This is a genomic window from Ruegeria sp. S84, from assembly GCF_056583445.1.
On the sequence record NZ_CM152618.1, the window covers coordinates 3,149,711 to 3,168,257 of the forward strand.

The 18,547-nt window shown below is 57.6% G+C and carries 17 protein-coding genes and 1 pseudogene; 11 read left to right on the forward strand and 7 right to left on the reverse strand.

What is annotated here, in order from left to right; all coding sequences use genetic code 11:
- Position 1: 1 nt before the first annotated feature.
- From AC1DFB_RS15755 to AC1DFB_RS15780, 6 genes are all read left to right on the forward strand, one after another.
- Positions 2-1,078: a branched-chain amino acid ABC transporter permease gene (locus AC1DFB_RS15755; RefSeq protein ID WP_170408765.1), complete on the forward strand. Its 1,077-nt coding sequence runs from the start codon at positions 2-4 to the stop codon at positions 1,076-1,078.
- Positions 1,079-1,151: 73 nt separating this feature from the next.
- Positions 1,152-2,435 (forward strand): ABC transporter substrate-binding protein, encoded by a 1,284-nt coding sequence (locus tag AC1DFB_RS15760; protein ID WP_170408764.1) that lies wholly within the window; start codon positions 1,152-1,154, stop codon positions 2,433-2,435.
- 72 nt (positions 2,436-2,507) lie between these two features.
- The gene (locus AC1DFB_RS15765; protein WP_170399269.1) at positions 2,508-3,341 is read left to right on the forward strand and encodes an ABC transporter ATP-binding protein; all 834 of its coding nucleotides are present in this window, start codon (positions 2,508-2,510) and stop codon (positions 3,339-3,341) included.
- A 19-nt stretch (positions 3,342-3,360) separates the two neighbouring features.
- Positions 3,361-4,578: an acyl-CoA synthetase family protein gene (locus tag AC1DFB_RS15770; protein WP_170426281.1), complete on the forward strand. Its 1,218-nt coding sequence runs from the start codon at positions 3,361-3,363 to the stop codon at positions 4,576-4,578.
- Positions 4,579-4,684: 106 nt separating this feature from the next.
- A complete protein-coding gene (locus AC1DFB_RS15775) occupies positions 4,685-6,349 on the forward strand; it encodes an ABC transporter permease (protein ID WP_170567252.1) in 1,665 nt (554 codons plus the stop codon).
- 78 nt (positions 6,350-6,427) lie between these two features.
- Positions 6,428-6,778, forward strand: a complete 351-nt coding sequence (locus tag AC1DFB_RS15780; RefSeq protein ID WP_170399260.1) for a DUF2794 domain-containing protein — start codon at positions 6,428-6,430, stop codon at positions 6,776-6,778.
- Here the strand turns inward: AC1DFB_RS15780 and AC1DFB_RS15785 are convergent.
- The 3 genes from AC1DFB_RS15785 to AC1DFB_RS15795 form a co-directional block, all read right to left on the reverse strand.
- Entirely contained in the window at positions 6,775-7,512 is a 738-nt protein-coding gene (locus AC1DFB_RS15785; protein WP_480921640.1) for a C40 family peptidase, read from the reverse strand. The genes AC1DFB_RS15780 and AC1DFB_RS15785 overlap by 4 nt on opposite strands.
- Positions 7,509-8,891, reverse strand: a complete 1,383-nt coding sequence (locus tag AC1DFB_RS15790) for a leucyl aminopeptidase family protein (protein WP_480921641.1) — start codon at positions 8,889-8,891, stop codon at positions 7,509-7,511. The genes AC1DFB_RS15785 and AC1DFB_RS15790 overlap by 4 nt, the downstream gene beginning before the upstream one ends.
- A 64-nt stretch (positions 8,892-8,955) precedes the next feature.
- Entirely contained in the window at positions 8,956-9,345 is a 390-nt protein-coding gene (locus tag AC1DFB_RS15795; protein ID WP_170399254.1) for a hypothetical protein, read from the reverse strand.
- Positions 9,346-9,559: 214 nt separating this feature from the next.
- On the opposite strand from AC1DFB_RS15795, the gene AC1DFB_RS15800 reads away from it, so the two are divergent.
- The 3 genes from AC1DFB_RS15800 (at position 9,560) to AC1DFB_RS15810 (ending at position 11,757) form a co-directional block, all read left to right on the forward strand.
- The gene (locus AC1DFB_RS15800; protein WP_170399250.1) at positions 9,560-10,039 is read left to right on the forward strand and encodes a phosphoribosyl-AMP cyclohydrolase; all 480 of its coding nucleotides are present in this window, start codon (positions 9,560-9,562) and stop codon (positions 10,037-10,039) included.
- A gap of 86 nt (positions 10,040-10,125) precedes the next feature.
- A complete protein-coding gene (locus tag AC1DFB_RS15805; RefSeq protein ID WP_480921642.1) occupies positions 10,126-10,809 on the forward strand; it encodes an SRPBCC family protein in 684 nt (227 codons plus the stop codon).
- A 402-nt stretch (positions 10,810-11,211) separates the two neighbouring features.
- Entirely contained in the window at positions 11,212-11,757 is a 546-nt protein-coding gene (locus AC1DFB_RS15810) for a M48 family metalloprotease (RefSeq protein WP_480921643.1), read from the forward strand.
- A 143-nt stretch (positions 11,758-11,900) separates the two neighbouring features.
- Here the strand turns inward: AC1DFB_RS15810 and AC1DFB_RS15815 are convergent, their stop codons facing one another.
- The 3 genes and pseudogenes from AC1DFB_RS15815 to AC1DFB_RS15825 all read right to left on the reverse strand — a co-directional run bounded on the left by AC1DFB_RS15815 (position 11,901) and on the right by AC1DFB_RS15825 (position 15,260).
- Positions 11,901-12,923 (reverse strand): aspartate-semialdehyde dehydrogenase, encoded by a 1,023-nt coding sequence (locus AC1DFB_RS15815; protein ID WP_170408757.1) that lies wholly within the window; start codon positions 12,921-12,923, stop codon positions 11,901-11,903.
- A 113-nt stretch (positions 12,924-13,036) separates the two neighbouring features.
- A pseudogene (locus AC1DFB_RS15820) lies at positions 13,037-14,072 on the reverse strand (glycosyltransferase family 4 protein).
- 15 nt (positions 14,073-14,087) lie between these two features.
- The gene (locus AC1DFB_RS15825; RefSeq protein ID WP_170408755.1) at positions 14,088-15,260 is read right to left on the reverse strand and encodes an MFS transporter; all 1,173 of its coding nucleotides are present in this window, start codon (positions 15,258-15,260) and stop codon (positions 14,088-14,090) included.
- A 145-nt stretch (positions 15,261-15,405) separates the two neighbouring features.
- Here AC1DFB_RS15825 and AC1DFB_RS15830 point away from each other — a divergent pair, with 145 nt between their 5' ends.
- Positions 15,406-16,548 carry a DUF3095 domain-containing protein gene (locus AC1DFB_RS15830; protein ID WP_480887650.1) on the forward strand — a complete coding sequence of 381 codons (1,143 nt, stop codon included), beginning with the start codon at positions 15,406-15,408 and terminating at the stop codon, positions 16,546-16,548.
- Here AC1DFB_RS15830 and AC1DFB_RS15835 read toward each other — a convergent pair.
- Complete coding sequence (locus tag AC1DFB_RS15835; RefSeq protein ID WP_170408753.1) at positions 16,545-17,954, reverse strand: pyridoxal-dependent decarboxylase; 1,410 nt, start codon at positions 17,952-17,954, stop codon at positions 16,545-16,547. The genes AC1DFB_RS15830 and AC1DFB_RS15835 overlap by 4 nt on opposite strands.
- 196 nt (positions 17,955-18,150) lie before the next feature.
- Here AC1DFB_RS15835 and AC1DFB_RS15840 point away from each other — a divergent pair, with 196 nt between their 5' ends.
- Complete coding sequence (locus tag AC1DFB_RS15840) at positions 18,151-18,516, forward strand: MarR family transcriptional regulator (RefSeq protein ID WP_480921644.1); 366 nt, start codon at positions 18,151-18,153, stop codon at positions 18,514-18,516.
- The last annotated feature ends 31 nt before the right edge of the window (positions 18,517-18,547 follow it).

The window sequence follows — 18,547 nt, forward strand, 5'->3', positions numbered from 1 at the left end:
TATGTTCTATCGTGAGGCCGGGGATTTCAAAACCTCATATATCGCCGACAGCCAGACTTTCCCGATCAAGTTTGACCGGTATCGGTATTATGTCGTGCTGGCGGTGGCGTTCGGGATCATTCCGTTCATCATCAACGACTATTGGGCCAACGCGCTGCTGCTGCCATTCCTGATCTATGCGATTGCGGCGATCGGGCTGAACATACTGGTGGGCTATTGCGGACAGGTGTCGCTGGGCACCGGCGGGTTCATGGCTGTGGGGGCCTATGCCTGTTACAAGTTGATGACGGCTTTTCCGGATGTCAGCATGTTCATCCATGTGATCCTTGCAGGCGGCATCACCGCGATCGTGGGTGTCCTCTTCGGCTTACCTTCTCTGCGGATCAAAGGATTCTATCTGGCGGTGGCCACGCTGGCGGCGCAGTTCTTCCTTGTGTGGCTGTTTAACCGGGTGCCGTGGTTCTACAACTACTCGGCCTCGGGACAGATCAATGCGCCGGAACGCGATGTGTTCGGTATCATTATCACTGGCCCGAATGCTCCGGCATGGGCGACTTATTTGTTCTGCCTGATCTTCTTGACCGTCTGCGCAATCATCGCGCGTAACCTGACCCGCGGCACCACTGGTCGTACCTGGATGGCAATCCGCGACATGGACATCGCGGCCGAGATCATCGGGGTGAACCCGCTCAAGGCCAAGCTGACAGCTTTTGCCGTCAGCTCGTTCTTTGTGGGCGTGGCCGGCGCGCTGTTCTTTGCGGTCTATCTGGGCGCGGTCGAGGTTGGAGAAGTGTTCGGCATTCAAAAATCGTTCCTGGTGCTGTTCATGGTGATTATCGGCGGATTAGGGTCTATTTTTGGATCCTTTGCCGGTGCCGCCTTCCTCGTGTTGCTGCCAGTCGTTTTGAAACTGCTTGGCGTCGATCTGCTGGGCTGGCCCACAGATATCGTGGCGCACCTGAACCTCGTCATCGTCGGTGCTCTGATCATCATGTTCCTGATCCTCGAACCGCACGGTCTGGCGCAGCTTTGGCGTGTGGCGAAAGAGAAACTCAGACTCTGGCCGTTCCCGCACTAGGGACCGGCCCAACGAAAAGACGGGTGTGAAACCCGAAACCCAACATCGGATCAACCAAGGGAGGAGACACCCGATGAAAAAGAAACTGGCAACCCTGGCGCTGGGCGCCGTGATGGCCGCAGGTCCGGTCATGGCCGACCTCGTATTCCCGTCGCTCAGTTACCGGACCGGGCCTTATGCGGCCGGCGGTATCCCATTTGCGGACGGATATGCCGACTACTTCACACTGCTGAACGAACGCGATGGCGGTATCGGCGGTGTTGCGGCCAACGTGATCGAATGCGAGACCGGATATAACACGGAAAAAGGCGTGGAATGTTATGAATCGACCAAGGGCGAAGGTGCTCTGGTCTATCAGCCCCTGTCCACCGGCATCACCTATCAGTTGATCCCTAAAGTGACCGCAGACGGCATTCCGCTGCACACAATGGGTTATGGCCGCACCTCGGCGGCGAACGGTAAGGTGTTCAGCAACGTGTTCAACTATCCTGCCAACTACTGGAACGGGGCGTCGGGCGCGATCAACTATCTGCTGGACGAAAACGGTGGCGACTTGAGCGGCAAAAAGATCGCGCTAGTCTATCACAACTCGGCCTATGGCAAGGAACCGATCCGTACGCTGGAAACACTGGCTGAAAAACATGGCTATGACCTGACCCTGCTGCCGGTCGACCACCCCGGTCAGGAGCAGAAGTCGCAGTGGCTGCAAATCCGCCGGGAAAAGCCCGACTATGTGATCATGTGGGGCTGGGGCGTGATGAACCAGGTCGCCGTGCAAGAAGCCGCCAATATCCGCTTCCCGATGGAGAACTTCATCGGCGTCTGGTGGTCCGGGGCCGAGTTTGATGTTGAGCCTGCGGGTGATAAGGCCACCGGCTACAAAGCGCTGACCTTCACCGGTCTGGGCGACGACTATCCTGTCTATGACGACCTGAAGAAATATGTCGTCGATGCGGGCAAAGCTGCAGGCGCCGGTGATCAACTGGGTACGGTGCAGTACAACCGCGGCCTCTATGCTGCGATGCTGGCCGCAGAAGCAGTGAAGACCGCGCAAGAGATGCACGGCACTGCCGAGATCGACGCATCGATGATGCGCGATGGCATGGAGGCGCTGGAGATCACCAACGCCAAGATGGAAGCGCTGGGTATGGCCGGTTTCGGTCCTGAATTCGCGGTCTCATGCGAAAACCACGGCGGCCCAGGCCTTGTCGGCGTTGTTCAGTGGGATGCAGCGGCGGGTACCTGGAACTCGATTCAGGGCTTCGAACCGACTGACGCTGAGGTGATCAACGCACTGATCGACGAAGACTCGGGCGCATATGCTGCTGAGAACAATATTTCTCAGCGCTGCGAATAAGGTGCTCTGAACCAAACGGGGCGGCGGATCGCTGCCGCCCCGAACCCCACACTCGCACAAGGATACGCGCTGATGTTGGATGCGGCACAAACCACTGACGTGCAGGCGGAAACCCTGCTTGAGGTCAACAATATCGAGGTGATCTACAACCATGTGATCCTTGTTTTGAAAGGCGTCAGCCTGACTGTGCCCAAGGGCGGCATCACAGCCCTACTGGGTGGCAATGGTGCGGGCAAGACAACCACATTGAAGGCCGTGTCGAACTTGCTGCATTCGGAACGGGGCGAGGTCACCAAAGGCTCGATTAAATATCGCGGCGAGGGCGTGCATGAAAGCGACCCGGCTGCCTTGGTGGAGAAGGGCGTCATTCAAGTCATGGAAGGCCGCCACTGTTTCGAACACCTCACAGTCGAGGAAAATCTACTGACCGGTGCCTATACCCGTAAGGACGGGTCTGCCGCGATCCAGCAGGATCTAGAACTGGTCTACAACTACTTCCCACGCTTGAAGGAACGCCGTCGTAGTCAGGCCGGTTATACTTCGGGCGGTGAGCAGCAGATGGTTGCGATGGGCAGGGCTCTGATGTCGCGCCCCGAGACCATCCTTCTTGATGAACCCTCAATGGGTCTGGCTCCGCAACTTGTCGAAGAGATTTTTGGCATCGTAAGGGACCTGAACGAGAAGGAAGGCGTGTCCTTCCTGCTGGCTGAGCAGAACACAAATGTGGCTCTAAGGTTCGCTCATTACGGTTATATTCTGGAATCTGGCCGCGTGGTGATGGACGGCCCCGCCGCTGAATTGCGCGAAAACCCGGACGTAAAGGAATTTTATCTCGGCATGTCTGACGAAGGCCGCAAGAGCTTTCGAGACGTGCGCTCATACCGCCGACGCAAGAGATGGCTGTAAGCGGGTGGAGGATATTTCAATGACCTATTTTGATAAGCTTGAAACCCGATCCGCTGACGAGCGCACCGCTGATCACGCGCGCGCCTTGCCAGAACAGATTGCCCGCGCGCAAAAAGCGCCCGGATATGCCGGCATCCTGTCCAACGTGGACGCCGGCACAGTGACAGACATGCAGGCGCTGGCACAACTGCCGGTTCTGCGAAAATCCGATCTGACAAAGGCGCAGGGCACCCGGCCTCCGTTTGGAGGGTTCACCGTCAAACCGGCGCGGAATTTCCAGCATGTCTTTCAATCTCCGGGGCCAATCTATGAACCCGGCAGCACTGATCACGACTGGTGGCGCATGGGCCGGTTCCTGAATGCTGCAGGGGTTGGTCCGGGCGATATCGTTCAGAACTGTTTTGGCTATCACCTCACCCCCGCGGGCATGATCTTTGAAAGCGGCGCGCAGGCCGTTGGCGCGTCGGTCCTGCCTGCAGGTACAGGTCAGACCGAGTTGCAGGTGACCGCTGCGCGCGATGTGGGTTGCACCGCATATGCAGGTACGCCCGACTATCTGAAAGTCATTCTTGATAAAGCTGAAGCCATGGGCGTCGCGCTTAAATTTTCCAAGGCCGTTGTGGGTGGCGGGGCGCTGTTTCCTAGCCTACGACAGGATTACGCCGATCGGGGCATCGTCTGCCTGCAATGCTACGCGACCGCTGATCTGGGCAACATAGCTTATGAAAGCCCTGCGATGGAGGGTATGATCATCGACGAACACGTGATCGTTGAGATCGTCACCCCCGGCACAGGAACCCCGGTTGCACCTGGTGAAGTAGGTGAGGTGGTTGTGACCACGCTGAACCCCGATTACCCGTTGATCCGTTTTGCCACCGGTGATCTGTCGGCGATCATGCCCGGAGAGTCTCCGTGCGGGCGCACAAATATGCGTATCAAAGGCTGGATGGGTCGCGCCGATCAGACCACCAAGATCAAGGGCATGTTCGTCCGCCCCGAACAGGTGGCCGCGCTGGTCGACAAGCATGATGAAATCGTCAAAGCGCGTGTCATTGCGGCGCGACAGGGCGAGATGGATACCATGACTGTTCAGATCGAAAGCCCCTGCGAGAACGATGGTGCCTATGCAAAATCGGTGGTCGAAGTCCTGAAACTGAAAGGCGCGATTGAAGTTGTGGCGCCGGGCTCATTACCAAAAGATGGCTTGGTGATCGAGGATCAGCGCGTTTATGAATAGGGATCTGCGGCGAACATTGCCGCAGTTTTTGTTAGTCCGCCCACTGGTGTTTCTTAGAGTTTTAGTCGATTAAAGGCAGACCCTACGGGATTCTCAGTCAGACGCCATGGCCGAAGTCGAATATTCAGAACACGGAACGCATAATCGCGGCGCACTAGGCACACGCTTTGTGGGCGGCATTGCCTATGTCGTGGCAGCCGCCTGTCTGTTGCCAATGGTGGCGGTTGTTCTGGCGGCGGTGACCGGTGGCACCGACACAATTTCCCATTTGTTAGAGACTGTTTTGCCTGGCTATGCGCTGACCACGGTGATCCTGGTGGTGCTGGTCGCAGCAGGGACGTTTTCGATTGGCGTCGGCGCTGCGTGGCTGGTCACGATGACCCGCTTTCCCGGAGTGCGGTGGCTGGAAATCGCTCTGGTCCTGCCGCTGGCCTTTCCGGCTTATGTGCTGGCCTATGCCTATACCTTCATTCTGGATCACCCCGGAATCGTTCAGACCACGCTGCGGGATGTGACCGGCTGGGGCCCGCGCGACTATTGGTTCCCCGAGATTCGCTCGACCGAGGGTGCGGCGGTGATGTTGATCCTGGTGTTGTATCCCTATGTCTATTTGCTGGCGCGCGCGGCGTTTCTGCAGCAAAGCGCCACGGCCTTTCTGGCGGCCCGGGCGCTGGGCAACGGCCCCTGGCATGCCTTTTGGCGCGTATCCCTGCCGATGGCACGCCCGGCGATTGCAGGGGGCGTCTTGCTGGCGGTGATGGAAACCATCGCCGATTTCGGCACAGTCGCCTATTTCGGTGTGCAGACTTTTGCCACTGGCATCTACACAAGCTGGTTTTCCATGGCTGATCGCGCTGCTGCGGCGCAACTCGCCCTTTGTCTGTTGGGTTTTGCGCTTGTCATGGCCGTGGCCGAGCGGACACAGCGCGGCAAGGCCAAATACTATCAGGCAGGCAAGCGCCACGCAGGCCTGCCAGCGGCGCAACTCAAGGGATGGCAATCACTTGCGGCATTTCTGCTATGCGCAATTCCCGTCCTGTTCGGATTCCTTCTGCCTGTGGTTATCCTGGTGCAGATGGGGTTGGAATCCGAGCAGAACCTGCTGTCGCGCCGATATATCGGGTTCATACAGAACTCGCTGACACTGGCGGGGACTGCGGCGGTTATCACCGTCAGCGCGGCGATTTCGATAGGATTTTTCCAACGCCTGCGCCCCGGACGCGGGTCCGCCATGGCGGCTTATGTGGCGCGGTTGGGCTATGCGGTGCCGGGTGGCGTGATCGCCGTGGGGCTGATCGTCCCCTTTGCGGGTTTCGACAACGCGCTGGATGCGTGGATGCGCCAAACCTTTGGTATCTCGACCGGACTGCTGGTCACTGGATCCATCTGGTTGTTGATCGCGGCCTATATGGTGCGCTTTCTGGCCGCCGCGCTCAGCGCCTATGAGGGTGGGCAGAGCACGGTTCACGCCAATATGGATGCCGCCGCGCGGTCACTGGGTCAAACCCCGTTAGGAACGCTGCGCCGGGTGCATCTGCCGATCCTTACGCCTTCGCTGCTAACGGCACTGTTGATTGTCTTTGTGGATGTGATGAAAGAGCTGCCCGCGACCCTGATCATGCGGCCTTTTAACTTCGACACGCTAGCAGTGCAGGCCTATCGTCTGGCCTCGGATGAGAGGCTTGAAGGTGCAGCGGTTCCGTCGCTGGTTATTCTGGCTGTCGGGTTGCTGCCGGTGATCTTGATTTGCCGTCAGGTTGGGCGCAGATAGCGGGCGGGCGATCCAAAAATACAACACCTTGATGCCAGTGGGCTTGATTCGACGGCGATTTCCGGCAAGGCTTGTCATATGAACATGCAGCCTCCCAGCCGGTTCGGGTCCGGCTCTGCCCAGATGCCGGTCGCGTTTGACCGGCGCGAGATGTCTCAAATCCTGTCTGTTTATGGCCGAATGGTTGCTGCCGGTGAATGGCGCGACTACGGAATCTCGAACCTGCGGGATATGGCGGTGTTTTCGATCTTTCGGCGCACGGCGGAACATCCCATTTACAGGGTCGAGAAGCACCCGCGCCTGCGGCTACGTCAGGGCATGTATTCCGTGGTCGGCATGGATGGGCGTATATTGAAGCGCGGGCACGATCTGCGCGCGGTTCTGAGAGTTCTGGAACGCAAGCTCATCCGTGCGGTTGACCTGGATTAGAGCCTTTTGTGCGCTGTAACCGGCCCGTCGCCCTGGGCAGCGATCCGGGCAATCGCTTGATCCATCGGTTCGAGCGCGACAGCCATGTGATAGGCGTTGGCGTGAAGTAGAAGGTTTTCGGCGGCAACCCAGGCAACATGGCCTTTCCAGAACAGCAAGTCTCCGCGCCGTGCGGGATCGCCCTCGGGCACCGATCCACCAACTTCGCGTTCCTGATCGCCGCTGTCTCCGGGACAAGGAACGCCGCAGGCGAGCAGTGCGAGCTGTACGAGGCCCGAGCAATCCAGCCCGAATCGACTGTTACCACCCCAAAGATAAGGGGTGCCGAGAAGAAGTTCGGCCGCGGAAACGGGATCGGTCAGCAGGGAATAGGCGGGCACGGCATGCACCCCCGGAATGAACCCGATTGGCGTTTCCAGAAACCCGCCCTCCTCAGACAGAGCCCTGATTTTACTGCCAAAGCTCAGCGAGGTCAGATCGCGGCTTTTAATATCGGGCTTCTCATAGGCATGGGTCGAAGCGGCGACGATCCAGTGAGTCTGTGGCTCAATTGGTCCCAGATGGTCTGTCGCCACCCATCCGGTATAGCCGTCCTTGCTGGCTGAGATCTTGCTCCAGCCGTTTTGGTCGTCCAAAACAGTGACCGTGTCGCCGAACAACAATTGCCGGTCGCGCGGACCGTCAGGGTGGCGTAGCAGGTCTATGACCGGTTGAATGATGCGCGCCTGAGTCATAGGCCAAGGATCTCTGGCAAAGCCCCCAGGAGGGCACGCGGGCCTTGGCCCAAACCACCCTTGCTGCGACCGGGTTCCTTACTGCGTTGCCACGAATAGATGTCAAAATGCATATAGCGACTTTCGGCAGCGAACCGGCGCAGGAACAGTGCCGCGGTGATAGAGCCCGCAAATCCACCAGAAGGCGCATTGTCGAGGTTAGCGATGCCGGGTTCGATCATCGCTTCATAGGGGTCATGAAAAGGCATACGCCAGACCGGATCAGCGGCAGCCCGGCCAGCACGCGCCAGCACGTCCGCGGCTTTGTCGTCATCGGTATAAAACGGGGCCAAATCAGCGCCCAATGCAACCCGGGCCGCGCCAGTCAAAGTGGCCATCGAGATGAGCAGGTTTGGTGCCCCTTCATGCGCCAGAGCAAGGGCATCGGCCAGCACCAACCGACCCTCGGCATCAGTGTTGTTGATCTCAACCGTTAGCCCATTACGCGCCGTCAGGATGTCGCCGGGGCGGAAAGCATTGCCCGCTACTGCGTTTTCGACCGCCGGGATCAGGACCCGTAATTGCACCTTCAAATCCAGCGCCATGATCATACGGGCCAGACCCAGCACATTGGCCGCTCCGCCCATATCTTTTTTCATCAACCCCATCGAAGCACCGGGTTTCAGATTCAGGCCGCCGGTATCGAAACAGACCCCTTTCCCAACTACTGTTAGTTTTGGCCCGTGGTCACCCCAGTTCATCTCGATCAGACGCGGGGCCTGTTCGGCAGCACGCCCGACCGCGTGGATCATCGGAAAATTCTGTTCCAGCAACGCATCGCCTGTGATGACCGAGATGTCTGCGCCGTGTTCCCGTGCCAGTGCCTCAACCGCGTGTTGTAATTGCGCCGGACCCATGTCCGAAGTGGGTGTGTTGACCAGATCCCGTGTCAATGCCTCGGCATTGGCCATGATTTCGATCCGCCGGGCATCTACGCCCTCGGGCGCGATCAGCGTGGCGTTAGCCGGGCTTTGCGCTGCATAGCGATCAAAGGCATATCCCGTCATCAGCCAGCCCAGGCATTCAGCCTCAAGCACATCTGCGGGAACGCCCGAGGCGATATGATAGGTGCCCTTGGGCAGCGATTCTGCGGCAGCGGCTAGCGGAAATCGCTTGCGTACCCGTTTTGCCGCGCTGCCATATCCCGCCATGGCAAACTGCGGATTACCATCTGTGCCGGGCACCAGAAGTGTTTGACCCAGAGCTCCGGAAAACCCATCGGCCGCAACCCAAGCTCGGATATGATCCGGCTGATCGGTCAGCCAGCTTTCAAAATCTGATTGCTCTAACACATGTAGTGGCAGCGATGGGTCGGAGGCAGGGGCGAAGGACAGGGTCATGCTTGTCTCGGCTGGTTGGATTTTCGCCCAGACTATCTGTCTGCGGCGCACTCGCAACCCCCTCTCAGACAGATAGATCTTGCTGGTCCCAGACGGCAGTCAGCGATCGCTCACCCACACGGATCAGGCGGCTCAGAGTCGCCCCTGTCGCGACCGCATCGCCAGCGTCGACAGTACAGGCTACATCGCCTGCCACACGTGCCAGTGCTGTCATGCCGATTTGCTCGGATATGGCCACGAGAGATTTTGCGCATTTGCGCAGCCCGGCCCAATCGCGTTGCCGCCAAAACCGTTCACAATTCGACAGCCGCAACGCCAGTTCTTCAACCGTGCGGCACAGCACGTCCATCGCGTTGGTGTCGCCAAGCTGATTGTACAGGCTGCTCAGGCGGTCCGGGTCCAGACGCACGGGTTCTTTCTGTTCCAGTGTGATAATCTTGTCCACCACATTCACCCCAATTGAAATGCCCCCACGGCACTGTCAGAGATTGGCGGCAAAATACTTTGTAAAACCTTGCACCGGTTCAAAAGAATGGGTCGAATTTTCTGAGAATTCAGGCTTCCACGCGGTTCTGTGGGCAAAACCGGGCGAGAGTCCGGTCACACCTCTTGCGTTGACGCTCACTTGCTGCCAGTACCATAGAAACCGGACAGAGAAGGACAGGATCATGCCGATTACCACTGACGAGCTGGCCGCTGCCCGTACCGCCTGGGGCGATGGGTTGATTGCGATCTCCAAAGCTTTTGAAGACGGTGGGATCGATGCGGCCCGTTCCGTTGCCGAGGGTGTTCTGGATGCGGCATACGGCTATAATCTGGGTCCGGTCCTGTTCAAACCAACTATGGCGTCCGGAGATCAAACCTTTCGCCCGACTCGCCACGGTGCACTGGCCTATTTTGTCGGTCACGATGCCGAATTTCCGCTTGATGGCGGTTTCGGAATCAAGGGTTGGCGCGAAATGGCAAGTGAGACATCGGCCAGCTTCGTCGAAGGCGATGTCGCCATGTGGATGGGCAAGGTCATTCTGACGGATAGCCAAGGTAACATCACGCAAGTCGACAAAAGCTTCGGCTACAAAAAAGACGCTGACGGAGTGCTTCGCATCGTGCTGCACCATTCGTCGCTGCCTTACCAGCCACCGGCGTGATCCTGCGGGTCATACGATCGGGCCTCTGAAATTACGTCGATTTTTTGATATGTTTCCGATGATGTTGTCAGAATCGGATCGAGCTCATGAAATTGATTAAACGTATTCTCGTCACTCTACTGGTGATCATTCTGGCGCTTGTCGGATTATCATATCTTTTGCCTGGTCAGGCCGAGGTGTCCCGCAGCATCACAATCGACGCACCAGCCTCGGCGATCTTTCCCTATGTGAATTCGATGCAGGAGACCGAGAAATGGTCCCCCTGGCTGTCCCGAGACCCCGAAACCAAGCTGAGCTATAGTGGCCCGGAAGCGGGTGTCGGAAACACACTGAACTGGGCCTCGGGTAACCCGCAGGTGGGCACCGGTTCGCAGGAAATCACCGAGAGCACCCAGGATCAATCCGTGCAAACCGCACTGGATTTTGGCCCGATGGGGACAGCCACCGCCTCGTTCCAGTTGCGGCCCGAAGGATCAGGCACACAGGTTACCTGGGGATCTCGTATCCGACCTTGGTATGAACCCCATGTCCCGCTGGATGGGCCTAATGATGGACAATTGGGTCGGCGGAGATTACGAGCGCGGGTTGGAGAATTTGAAGACGCTGGTCGAGGGACAGGGGTGAAGGATCAGGCAGGAGGCATCTCTCTGATGACTGCTTTGAGGCCATACCAGAAACGATTGTTGAACTGTACTTGCGCTCATAGCAGTCCCTTTGCCGCGCAGGAGGCTGGGATCAAGCCATCGTGCAGCGCAAATCGCCTCCGCTGATGCGGTGTTCAACTCGGTTCAAGCCCATACAGAACGGGGCGTGGATCGGTTGGTCCTTCGCTTCAATGCCATTTGTAGTGCCTACCATTTTGACGACAGCTTAATCGGGGCGACCACCGACAACCCGTCTGTTATTGAATATCAAATCGTGAAGACCGTAGGTTCGAATGTGCAAGTTGGTTTCTCGAAAGCCACAGATTCGATTTTGATGCTCTGAACATTTGGAAAGGTGTGTTTATGAGGCGAACGGTATTGATGTTAGCTGTTTTGGCATTAGCGGGATGCGCTTCAACCACCACTCCTCCATCAGCACCTATTCCAAACCCCGGTCGCGCGAGCGCGCCCGTCAGTTCACAACAGGCACAAATAAGGTTCCGTCAGGTCGCCTCACGAATAGAACCTGTGGCAGAACGAGAATGCCGCCGCCGCACTAAGAATGTGAATTGTGATTTTTTGATCCGCATTGATCCAGACAAAAAAGCACCCTCAAACGCGTATCAGAGTTTAAGCAAGTCGGGGCGCCCCGTTATCACAATGACTCAAGCGCTGATACGGAATGTAAACAACACTGACGAACTTGCATTTGTTATGGCGCATGAGGCCGCTCACCACATTCAAGGGCATTTGGCGCGACAGGCCCAAAATGCGGCGGCTGGTGCGGTGCTTTTGGCCGGTCTAGCAACAATTGCGGGGTCAGGGCCGAATGACATTGCCGCAGCACAAGACCTTGGAGCCTTTGTTGGCGGCCGCAGCTATTCAAAGAACTTTGAATTGGAAGCTGATCGACTAGGCACTGTAATAGCCTACAAAGCGGGTTATGATCCACTCAAGGGTGCGCTGTACTTCGCACGAGTTCCTGATCCTGGTGATCGCTTTCTGGGGACGCATCCCCCAAACTCTCAAAGATACCATGCGGTAAAAGCGACAATGTCCCAGATCGGTGGCTGACCAACTGGTGCTGGATAGGCAATGGCAACGCATGCACAGGGCGGCTTTGTCCCGCAATTTTGTCATCTCTGCCCGTCCACAAAATAATAAACCCCACTGGCGGTGCAGCGGGGTTTAATAGAGTCATAACTAACTGGCGAAGGTTACCCCTTCTTCAGAACTTCACGGCCCAGCAATTCTGCAATTTGAACAGCGTTCAATGCCGCGCCTTTGCGCAGGTTGTCCGAAACGCACCACAGGTTGATGCCATTCTCAACCGTCGAATCCTGACGGATGCGGCTGATGAACGTGGCGAAATCGCCCGCGCATTCGATGGGCGAGACGTAACCACCGGCTTCACGCTTGTCGATTACCATGATGCCCGGTGCTTCGCGCAGGATGTCGCGGGCTTCGTCTTCGTCGAGGAACTCTTCGAACTCGATATTCACCGCCTCGGAGTGGCCGACGAATACCGGAACGCGAACGCAGGTTGCGGTGACCTTGATCGACGGATCGACGATCTTTTTGGTCTCGACAACCATCTTCCACTCTTCCTTGGTCGAGCCGTCTTCCATGAAGACGTCGATTTGAGGGATGACGTTGAAGGCGATCTGTTTCTGGAACTTCTTCGGCTCAACCTCGGTCGTCGGGTTGTAGATGGCCTTGGTCTGATCCCAAAGCTCGTCCATGCCTTCCTTGCCGGCTCCCGACACCGATTGATAGGTCGAGACGACCACGCGCTTAATGCGTGCACGGTCATGCAGCGGCTTCAGCGCGACCACCATCTGCGCGGTCGAGCAGTTTGGGTTGGCAATGATGTTTTTGTTTTTATAGTCGTGGATCGCCTCGGGGTTACATTCCGGCACGATCAGCGGAATGTCCGGGTCATAGCGATAGAGCGAGCTGTTATCGATCACCACGCAGCCAGCCGCCGCTGCCTTGGGGGCGTAGACCTTGGTGGCCTCGGAACCCACGGCAAACAGCGCCATGTCCCAACCAGTGAAATCGAATGTGTCCAGATCTTTGGTAGTGAGCGTCTTGTCGCCAAATGTCACCTCAGTACCCAGCGAACGACGGCTTGCCAGAGCAGCAAGTTCATCGACAGGGAACTGGCGTTCCGCCAGGATGTTCAGCATTTCGCGGCCCACGTTACCCGTGGCGCCGACGACTACGACGCGATAGCCCATTTCATGTCTCCAAAGTTAAGGACGCGCGTTCATAGCCGCGTTGCGGCAAAGAAAAAAGAGGGGTTTCGGCTTATTTCACCCCGTCACACCGATTTGACACAGTTCAGTACCGTTCAGGGTTGTTTCAGCAAAGATCGATAAACCTCGACAATCGCCTGCGCCTCGCCTTCGATCTCGAAAATTCTGTTCGACATGGGCGCGGGCGACTTGCCCGGCGGAAGCCAGCGCTGCGCGGTCCTGCACCATATCCTCCAGCGCGTCGACCAGTGCAGGGGCATTGTCTTTCTCGACCAGTCTTCCGGTCTCACCATCCTTGATTTGCGCACTGAACGCTCCGACCCCGTGACTGGCTATGGCTGGAACGCCTGAGGCCATCGCTTCAAGCGGTGTAAGGCCGAACCCTTCGTGCCGTGCGGGCGCAACGAACAGATCGAGCGCGCGATAGGTCTCGACAATCTCATCCCAAGGGCGCTCACCCAGAAAATGAACGCGGTCGCCCAGCCCGGCGTCCTGCAGCTTTTGCTCCTGCTCAGCCTGAAACGCCTCAAATTCGTTGGTGGTACGCCCGGTGAAGATCACATGCGCATCGGGGTGATTAGGCAGCACCTTCAGGGCGGCATCGACCAACAAGTCGACCCCTTTCTGAGGGCGGATACGGCCAAAACACCCGATCAGCAGCCCGTCTGGCAGGCCAAGTTTTTGGCGCAGGGCGCTTTTGTCCTCGGCTGGGTGAAACAGCTCGGTGTTGACGCCATGCATGATGACAGTAGCGGGATGCTCTAGAAAGGAAGCGGCCTGAGGCGTCGTCGCGATCAACGCGTCCATTTTCGAAATCAGCCGCTTGGTGAACCCGGAATGATCACGTTGCGCGGCTGAGGTAAATAGCAGTTTGTAGTTGCGCCGAAGCACAGTGCGCAGAAACAGGCCCATCAGCATCTCGGTATTCCGGCGTGCATGCCAAACCCGTTTGCGATTGGGTAGAAACAACAGTTTCCAGAGTCTGATATGGGGCAAATCTGGCGGCAGGCCGGGACCGGTGGCACGGATGCCGATCATTTTCTGCTGGATTGGCAGCAGTCGGATCACCGTCGTTGTCACGCCCGACAGGGAATGCTTCAGATTGGGTGCAATCACCTCAATGTCCTGCACGGGCGGTCTCCGGTTTCAGTCCACGCTGTCCCGACTGAATAGATAGATCACGCAGCCAATGGCAAGGGTGACGGCGAAAAAGCCGAAGATCGCCGTATAGGGTGCTGAGGGGCTGATCCCGGCGCTGGCCGCATGGATGCGCCCGGTGGCAAATTGCGCTAGACCGACGCCGCCGACGCCAAAAAGGTTTAGCAGGGTGACGCCCCGCCCGACCAGATGCGGCGGCACGAAGGCCCGGCCATGGGCCATGATCACCGGAAAACTCGCGCCCAGAAAGCCGATCACTGCCAACAGCAGCACCGAGACCCAAACGCCGCTGTCAATCCACAGGCACAGCAGGCCCAGTGCTGCGACTCCCAAGGTATTACCGCCCAGGATCACCCATTTCCGGGTGCCCAGGATACGGTCCAGCGGCCCATAGGCGAAGGTTCCCGCGATCATCGCGGCCCCCATGATCAACGTTGCCGTCCCGATCTGAGCGGTGCTGAGCCCGAACACGTCATTCAAATACGGCCCGGCCCAAAGACCTCGGATCGCACCCGATGGCGCATAAGACACAAGCATGAGAGGCAGAATGGCCCAAAGTGCAGGTTCTTTCAGCAGGTCTAGAAGTGATCCTTTTTGCTCGGTTTTTACCTTTTCAGGGTCATGCACCGTCAGCCAGATCCCCGCAGCCACCGCAGCAGAGATAATCGCCAGACCGGCCAGCGTCGCGCGCCAGCCCATCAGCTCGACCGCCAGCGCCGTGGGGTATGAGGCGACCAGATTGCCGACAGATCCCACGCCCAGCATCACGGCGGCGAGCGTGGCGAATTTGGCAGGTGGAAACTCTCGTGCAAAGATATAGTAGGATGCCATCAGAACCGGCGAGCATCCTACCCCGATCAACGCCATGGCGAGCGCCACATGGAACGGGGTCGTTGCGACCGCGAACAGGCCAGCCCCGCCAGCCCCGCCGATCAGCAGCAGCACCGCAGAACTGCGCCGAGGACCGACGCGGTCCAGTGCCCAGCCCACAGGAATCTGCATCGCCGCAAAGATTAGAAACCAAAGACCTGAAGCAAAGGCGAGGTCTTCGGGTGTTGCGCCGATATCGCGTCCCAGATCGGTGGTCAAAACTGCCAGAAAAGCTCGGAAAAACTGGCTGAGTACATAGGCCAGACACAAGATCACCAAACCTGCCTGCATTTCTTGACCTATTGTCTAGCTGCCCCGCCCCGATGCTTTGCACGCCGCGTTGATCGGCACAAGTGCCATGATTGAATCGATTGGGGCGGACATTCTTCACAATTGAGCTATCATCACTGCAGAATTAGGATTTCCCGAGTGTGTTATGACCCTCTCAGACTCTGTATTTTATGCCTCCGTCCCCATTTCGGACAATTTCCTCAGCCTCAGTGACCCCGCGCAGTTCACACCTTTGCCAGAGACATGGGTTCTGGGCGTCGCCGATATCGTAGATTCGACCGGTGAAATCGCGCGGGGCCGGTACAAGACCGTCAACATGGTGGGGGCGGCCGTGATTTCAGGCATGATCAATGCGCTGGGCGGGCGCATATTCCCGTATGTCTTCGGTGGTGATGGTGCTGGATTCGCCGTATCGGACGAGGATGCCGAGATCGCGCGAGATACGCTGGCAACATTGCAAAGCTGGGCCGAAACGGAATTCTCAATCACTCTGCGTGCAGCGCTGGTTTCGGTGGCCGACATCCGCGCCGCTGGACGTGATCTGCGTGTTGCTCGCTTTGCGCCGTCCACCGGCGTTGACTATGCGATGTTTACCGGCGGGGGACTGGCCTGGGCCGAGGCTCAGATGAAATCCGGGCAACTTGTTGTGCAACCAGCCGGACCTGACGCGCAGCCCGATCTGACCGGCCTATCTTGTCGTTGGTCCAACAGTCCAGCGAGGGTTGGTCAGATCGTTTCACTGGTTATTCAGCCTACATCAGAGTCTAATGAGGCTGAATTCGCCGCCCTGACTCAATCCATCCTGTCCGTCGCCGAAGGGCTAGAACGCGCCGGTCACCCGGTTCCGGCCAAAGGACCTCCGATGAGTTTCCCTCCGCCCGGCGTCGATATCGATGCCCATGTCTCACGCGCGGGTCGGAATCTTCTGATGCAGAAAACACGCTTGATGATCGGGAATATGTTGATCGGCTTGTTGTTCAAGACCGGGATGCGCCTGGGTCAATTCGAACCCAAGCATTACAAGGAGATGGTCAGTAGCAACGCTGATTTCCGAAAGTTTGATGACGGTCTGAAAATGACGCTGGATTGTGACTCGAGCACGTTGGAACAGCTCACTCAGATGCTGGACGACGCGCAAACAAAAGGCAAAATCAGATATGGCATGCACGCCCAGCAAGAGGCGATGATGACCTGCTTTGTTCCCTCGGCCATGCGCGACGACCATGTGCATTTTGTTGACGGGGCCTCGGGGGGATACGCGCAGGCTGCAGCGTCAATGAGGGCCTAAAGCCCTCGAGCGATTTCAGTGATCACGTCATAGGCCATCATTACGTCCTGTTCTTTGGTTTCAAACTGACCTGCCTGAAAGCGGATGACCATATCGCCATCCACGCGGGTCTGTGTCAGGTAGATCCGCCCATCATCATTGATTGCATTCACCAGCCGCAGGTTCAGATCATCCAGATCGTCGGCCCCATCCGGCTCGTATCGGAAGGTCCAAAGAGACCACATTGGAGGCGTCACGATCCGAAAATCCGGTTCTGCTGCTAGACGGTCATGCAGCGCGCGCGACCAATTGACGTGATTCCGCAGCCGTTCGCGCAGCCCCTCCAGCCCATAGGTGCGGATGACGAACCACAGTTTCAGCGCGCGGAACCGACGTCCCAATGGCACCGACCATTCCGAGTAATTGATGATCCCGTCCTTGCCGTGGGTTTTCAGATATTCCGGGCTGATCGCAAGCGTGCGGACCAGATCATCGGGGTTTTTCAGGAAATGCGCACAGCAATCGAATTGCACGCCCAGCCACTTATGGGGATTGAATACAATGCTGTCGGCCTGATCGATCCCCGGCCAGTAGTGACGATATTCGGGGCAGATCATCGCCGACCCCGCCCAGGCTGCATCGACATGGGAATAAAGGCCGTATTTCTGTGCGATCGCAAGGCAGCGATCCACTGGATCAGTTGCCCCGGTTCCGGTCCCTCCAACACAAAGGATCACGCCCGCCGGGTGGAAACCAGTCTCTAAATCTGATTGAATCGCTGCTTCAAGCGCCTCGGGGTTCATTCCACGCCAATCACCTTGCACGGGGATGCGCACCAGATTGTCCTGTCCAATCCCCGCAACCCAGATTGCGCGGTCGATTGAGGTATGAACCTCGGAAGAGCAATAAATGCGCAGTGGCTTTTGACCGAACAGCCCCAGCGTGTTGCCCTGCCAGTTCATCGCCTTCTCGCGCATGGTCAGCACAGCCGCCAATGTCGCAGATGACGCCGAATCCTGAATGACCCCGGCAAAACCTTTGGGCAGGTCCAGCGCTTCGCGCAGCCAGTCCATCATTCGTGTTTCCATCTCGGTTGCGGCGGGCGAGGTCTGCCACAGCATACATTGCGGCGCGATGGCGCTGGCCAGGAACTCGGCCAGAACAGACGGGGCCGAGGCGTTCGAATTGAAGTAGGCGAAGAACCGAGGGTGTTGCCAATGGGTAATGCCGGGCATCACGATTTGTTCGAAATCATGAAAGATGTCCTCGATCGGCTCGCCCTGCTCAGGGGGATGCGCGGGCAGAGCGTTCAGGATATCGCCCGGCTCGGTCCGGGCGCGCACGGGCTTGTCGCCCACCCTCAGGTGATAGTCTTGCGTCCACTCGGCAACCTTCTTGCCCCAATCGGAGAATTCATTCCATTTCATCTTATCCGCCTCGGTAGCCTTTTTGTCAGTATCATATGCTAAACAAGTTAAGTAAAGTCCAGTAAACGAAACTCAACCACAACCAACGTTCTATTGCGAAATATTTGGAATTGCGCGAAAATTCCATATGTCAAAGAACTTACCACAGACGTCCCGATCATTGCCGATAGCGCTGTTGCGCGCTCGGGAAAGGGTGATGGGGCCTATTCGTGGTGTGCTAACGGATGCTGGCGTCACCGAGCAACAATGGCGCGTTCTGCGCGTTTTGCAGGAAGAAGGGCCTCAGGAGCCTACTCAGATCGCCGAGCGCGCCTGCCTCTTGTTGCCCAGCCTGACGCGCATTCTGAAAAAGCTAGAAGACAGCAAGCTGATCATGAGGCGGCCGGATACCAAAGACCGCCGCCGACAGATTGTCGAAATCAGCGAGAATGGGTTGCAAATTATCGACGCAAATCTGGCGGAAATGTTGGAGCTGGCGGAACACACCCGCTCTTTGCTCGGGGCAGAGCAGCACGAGAAGTTGCTGGACCTTCTGGTAGAGCTTCACCAGCTGGAAGGCTGAGCGCAATGCTCAGAACAGGCTCTAACCAAGT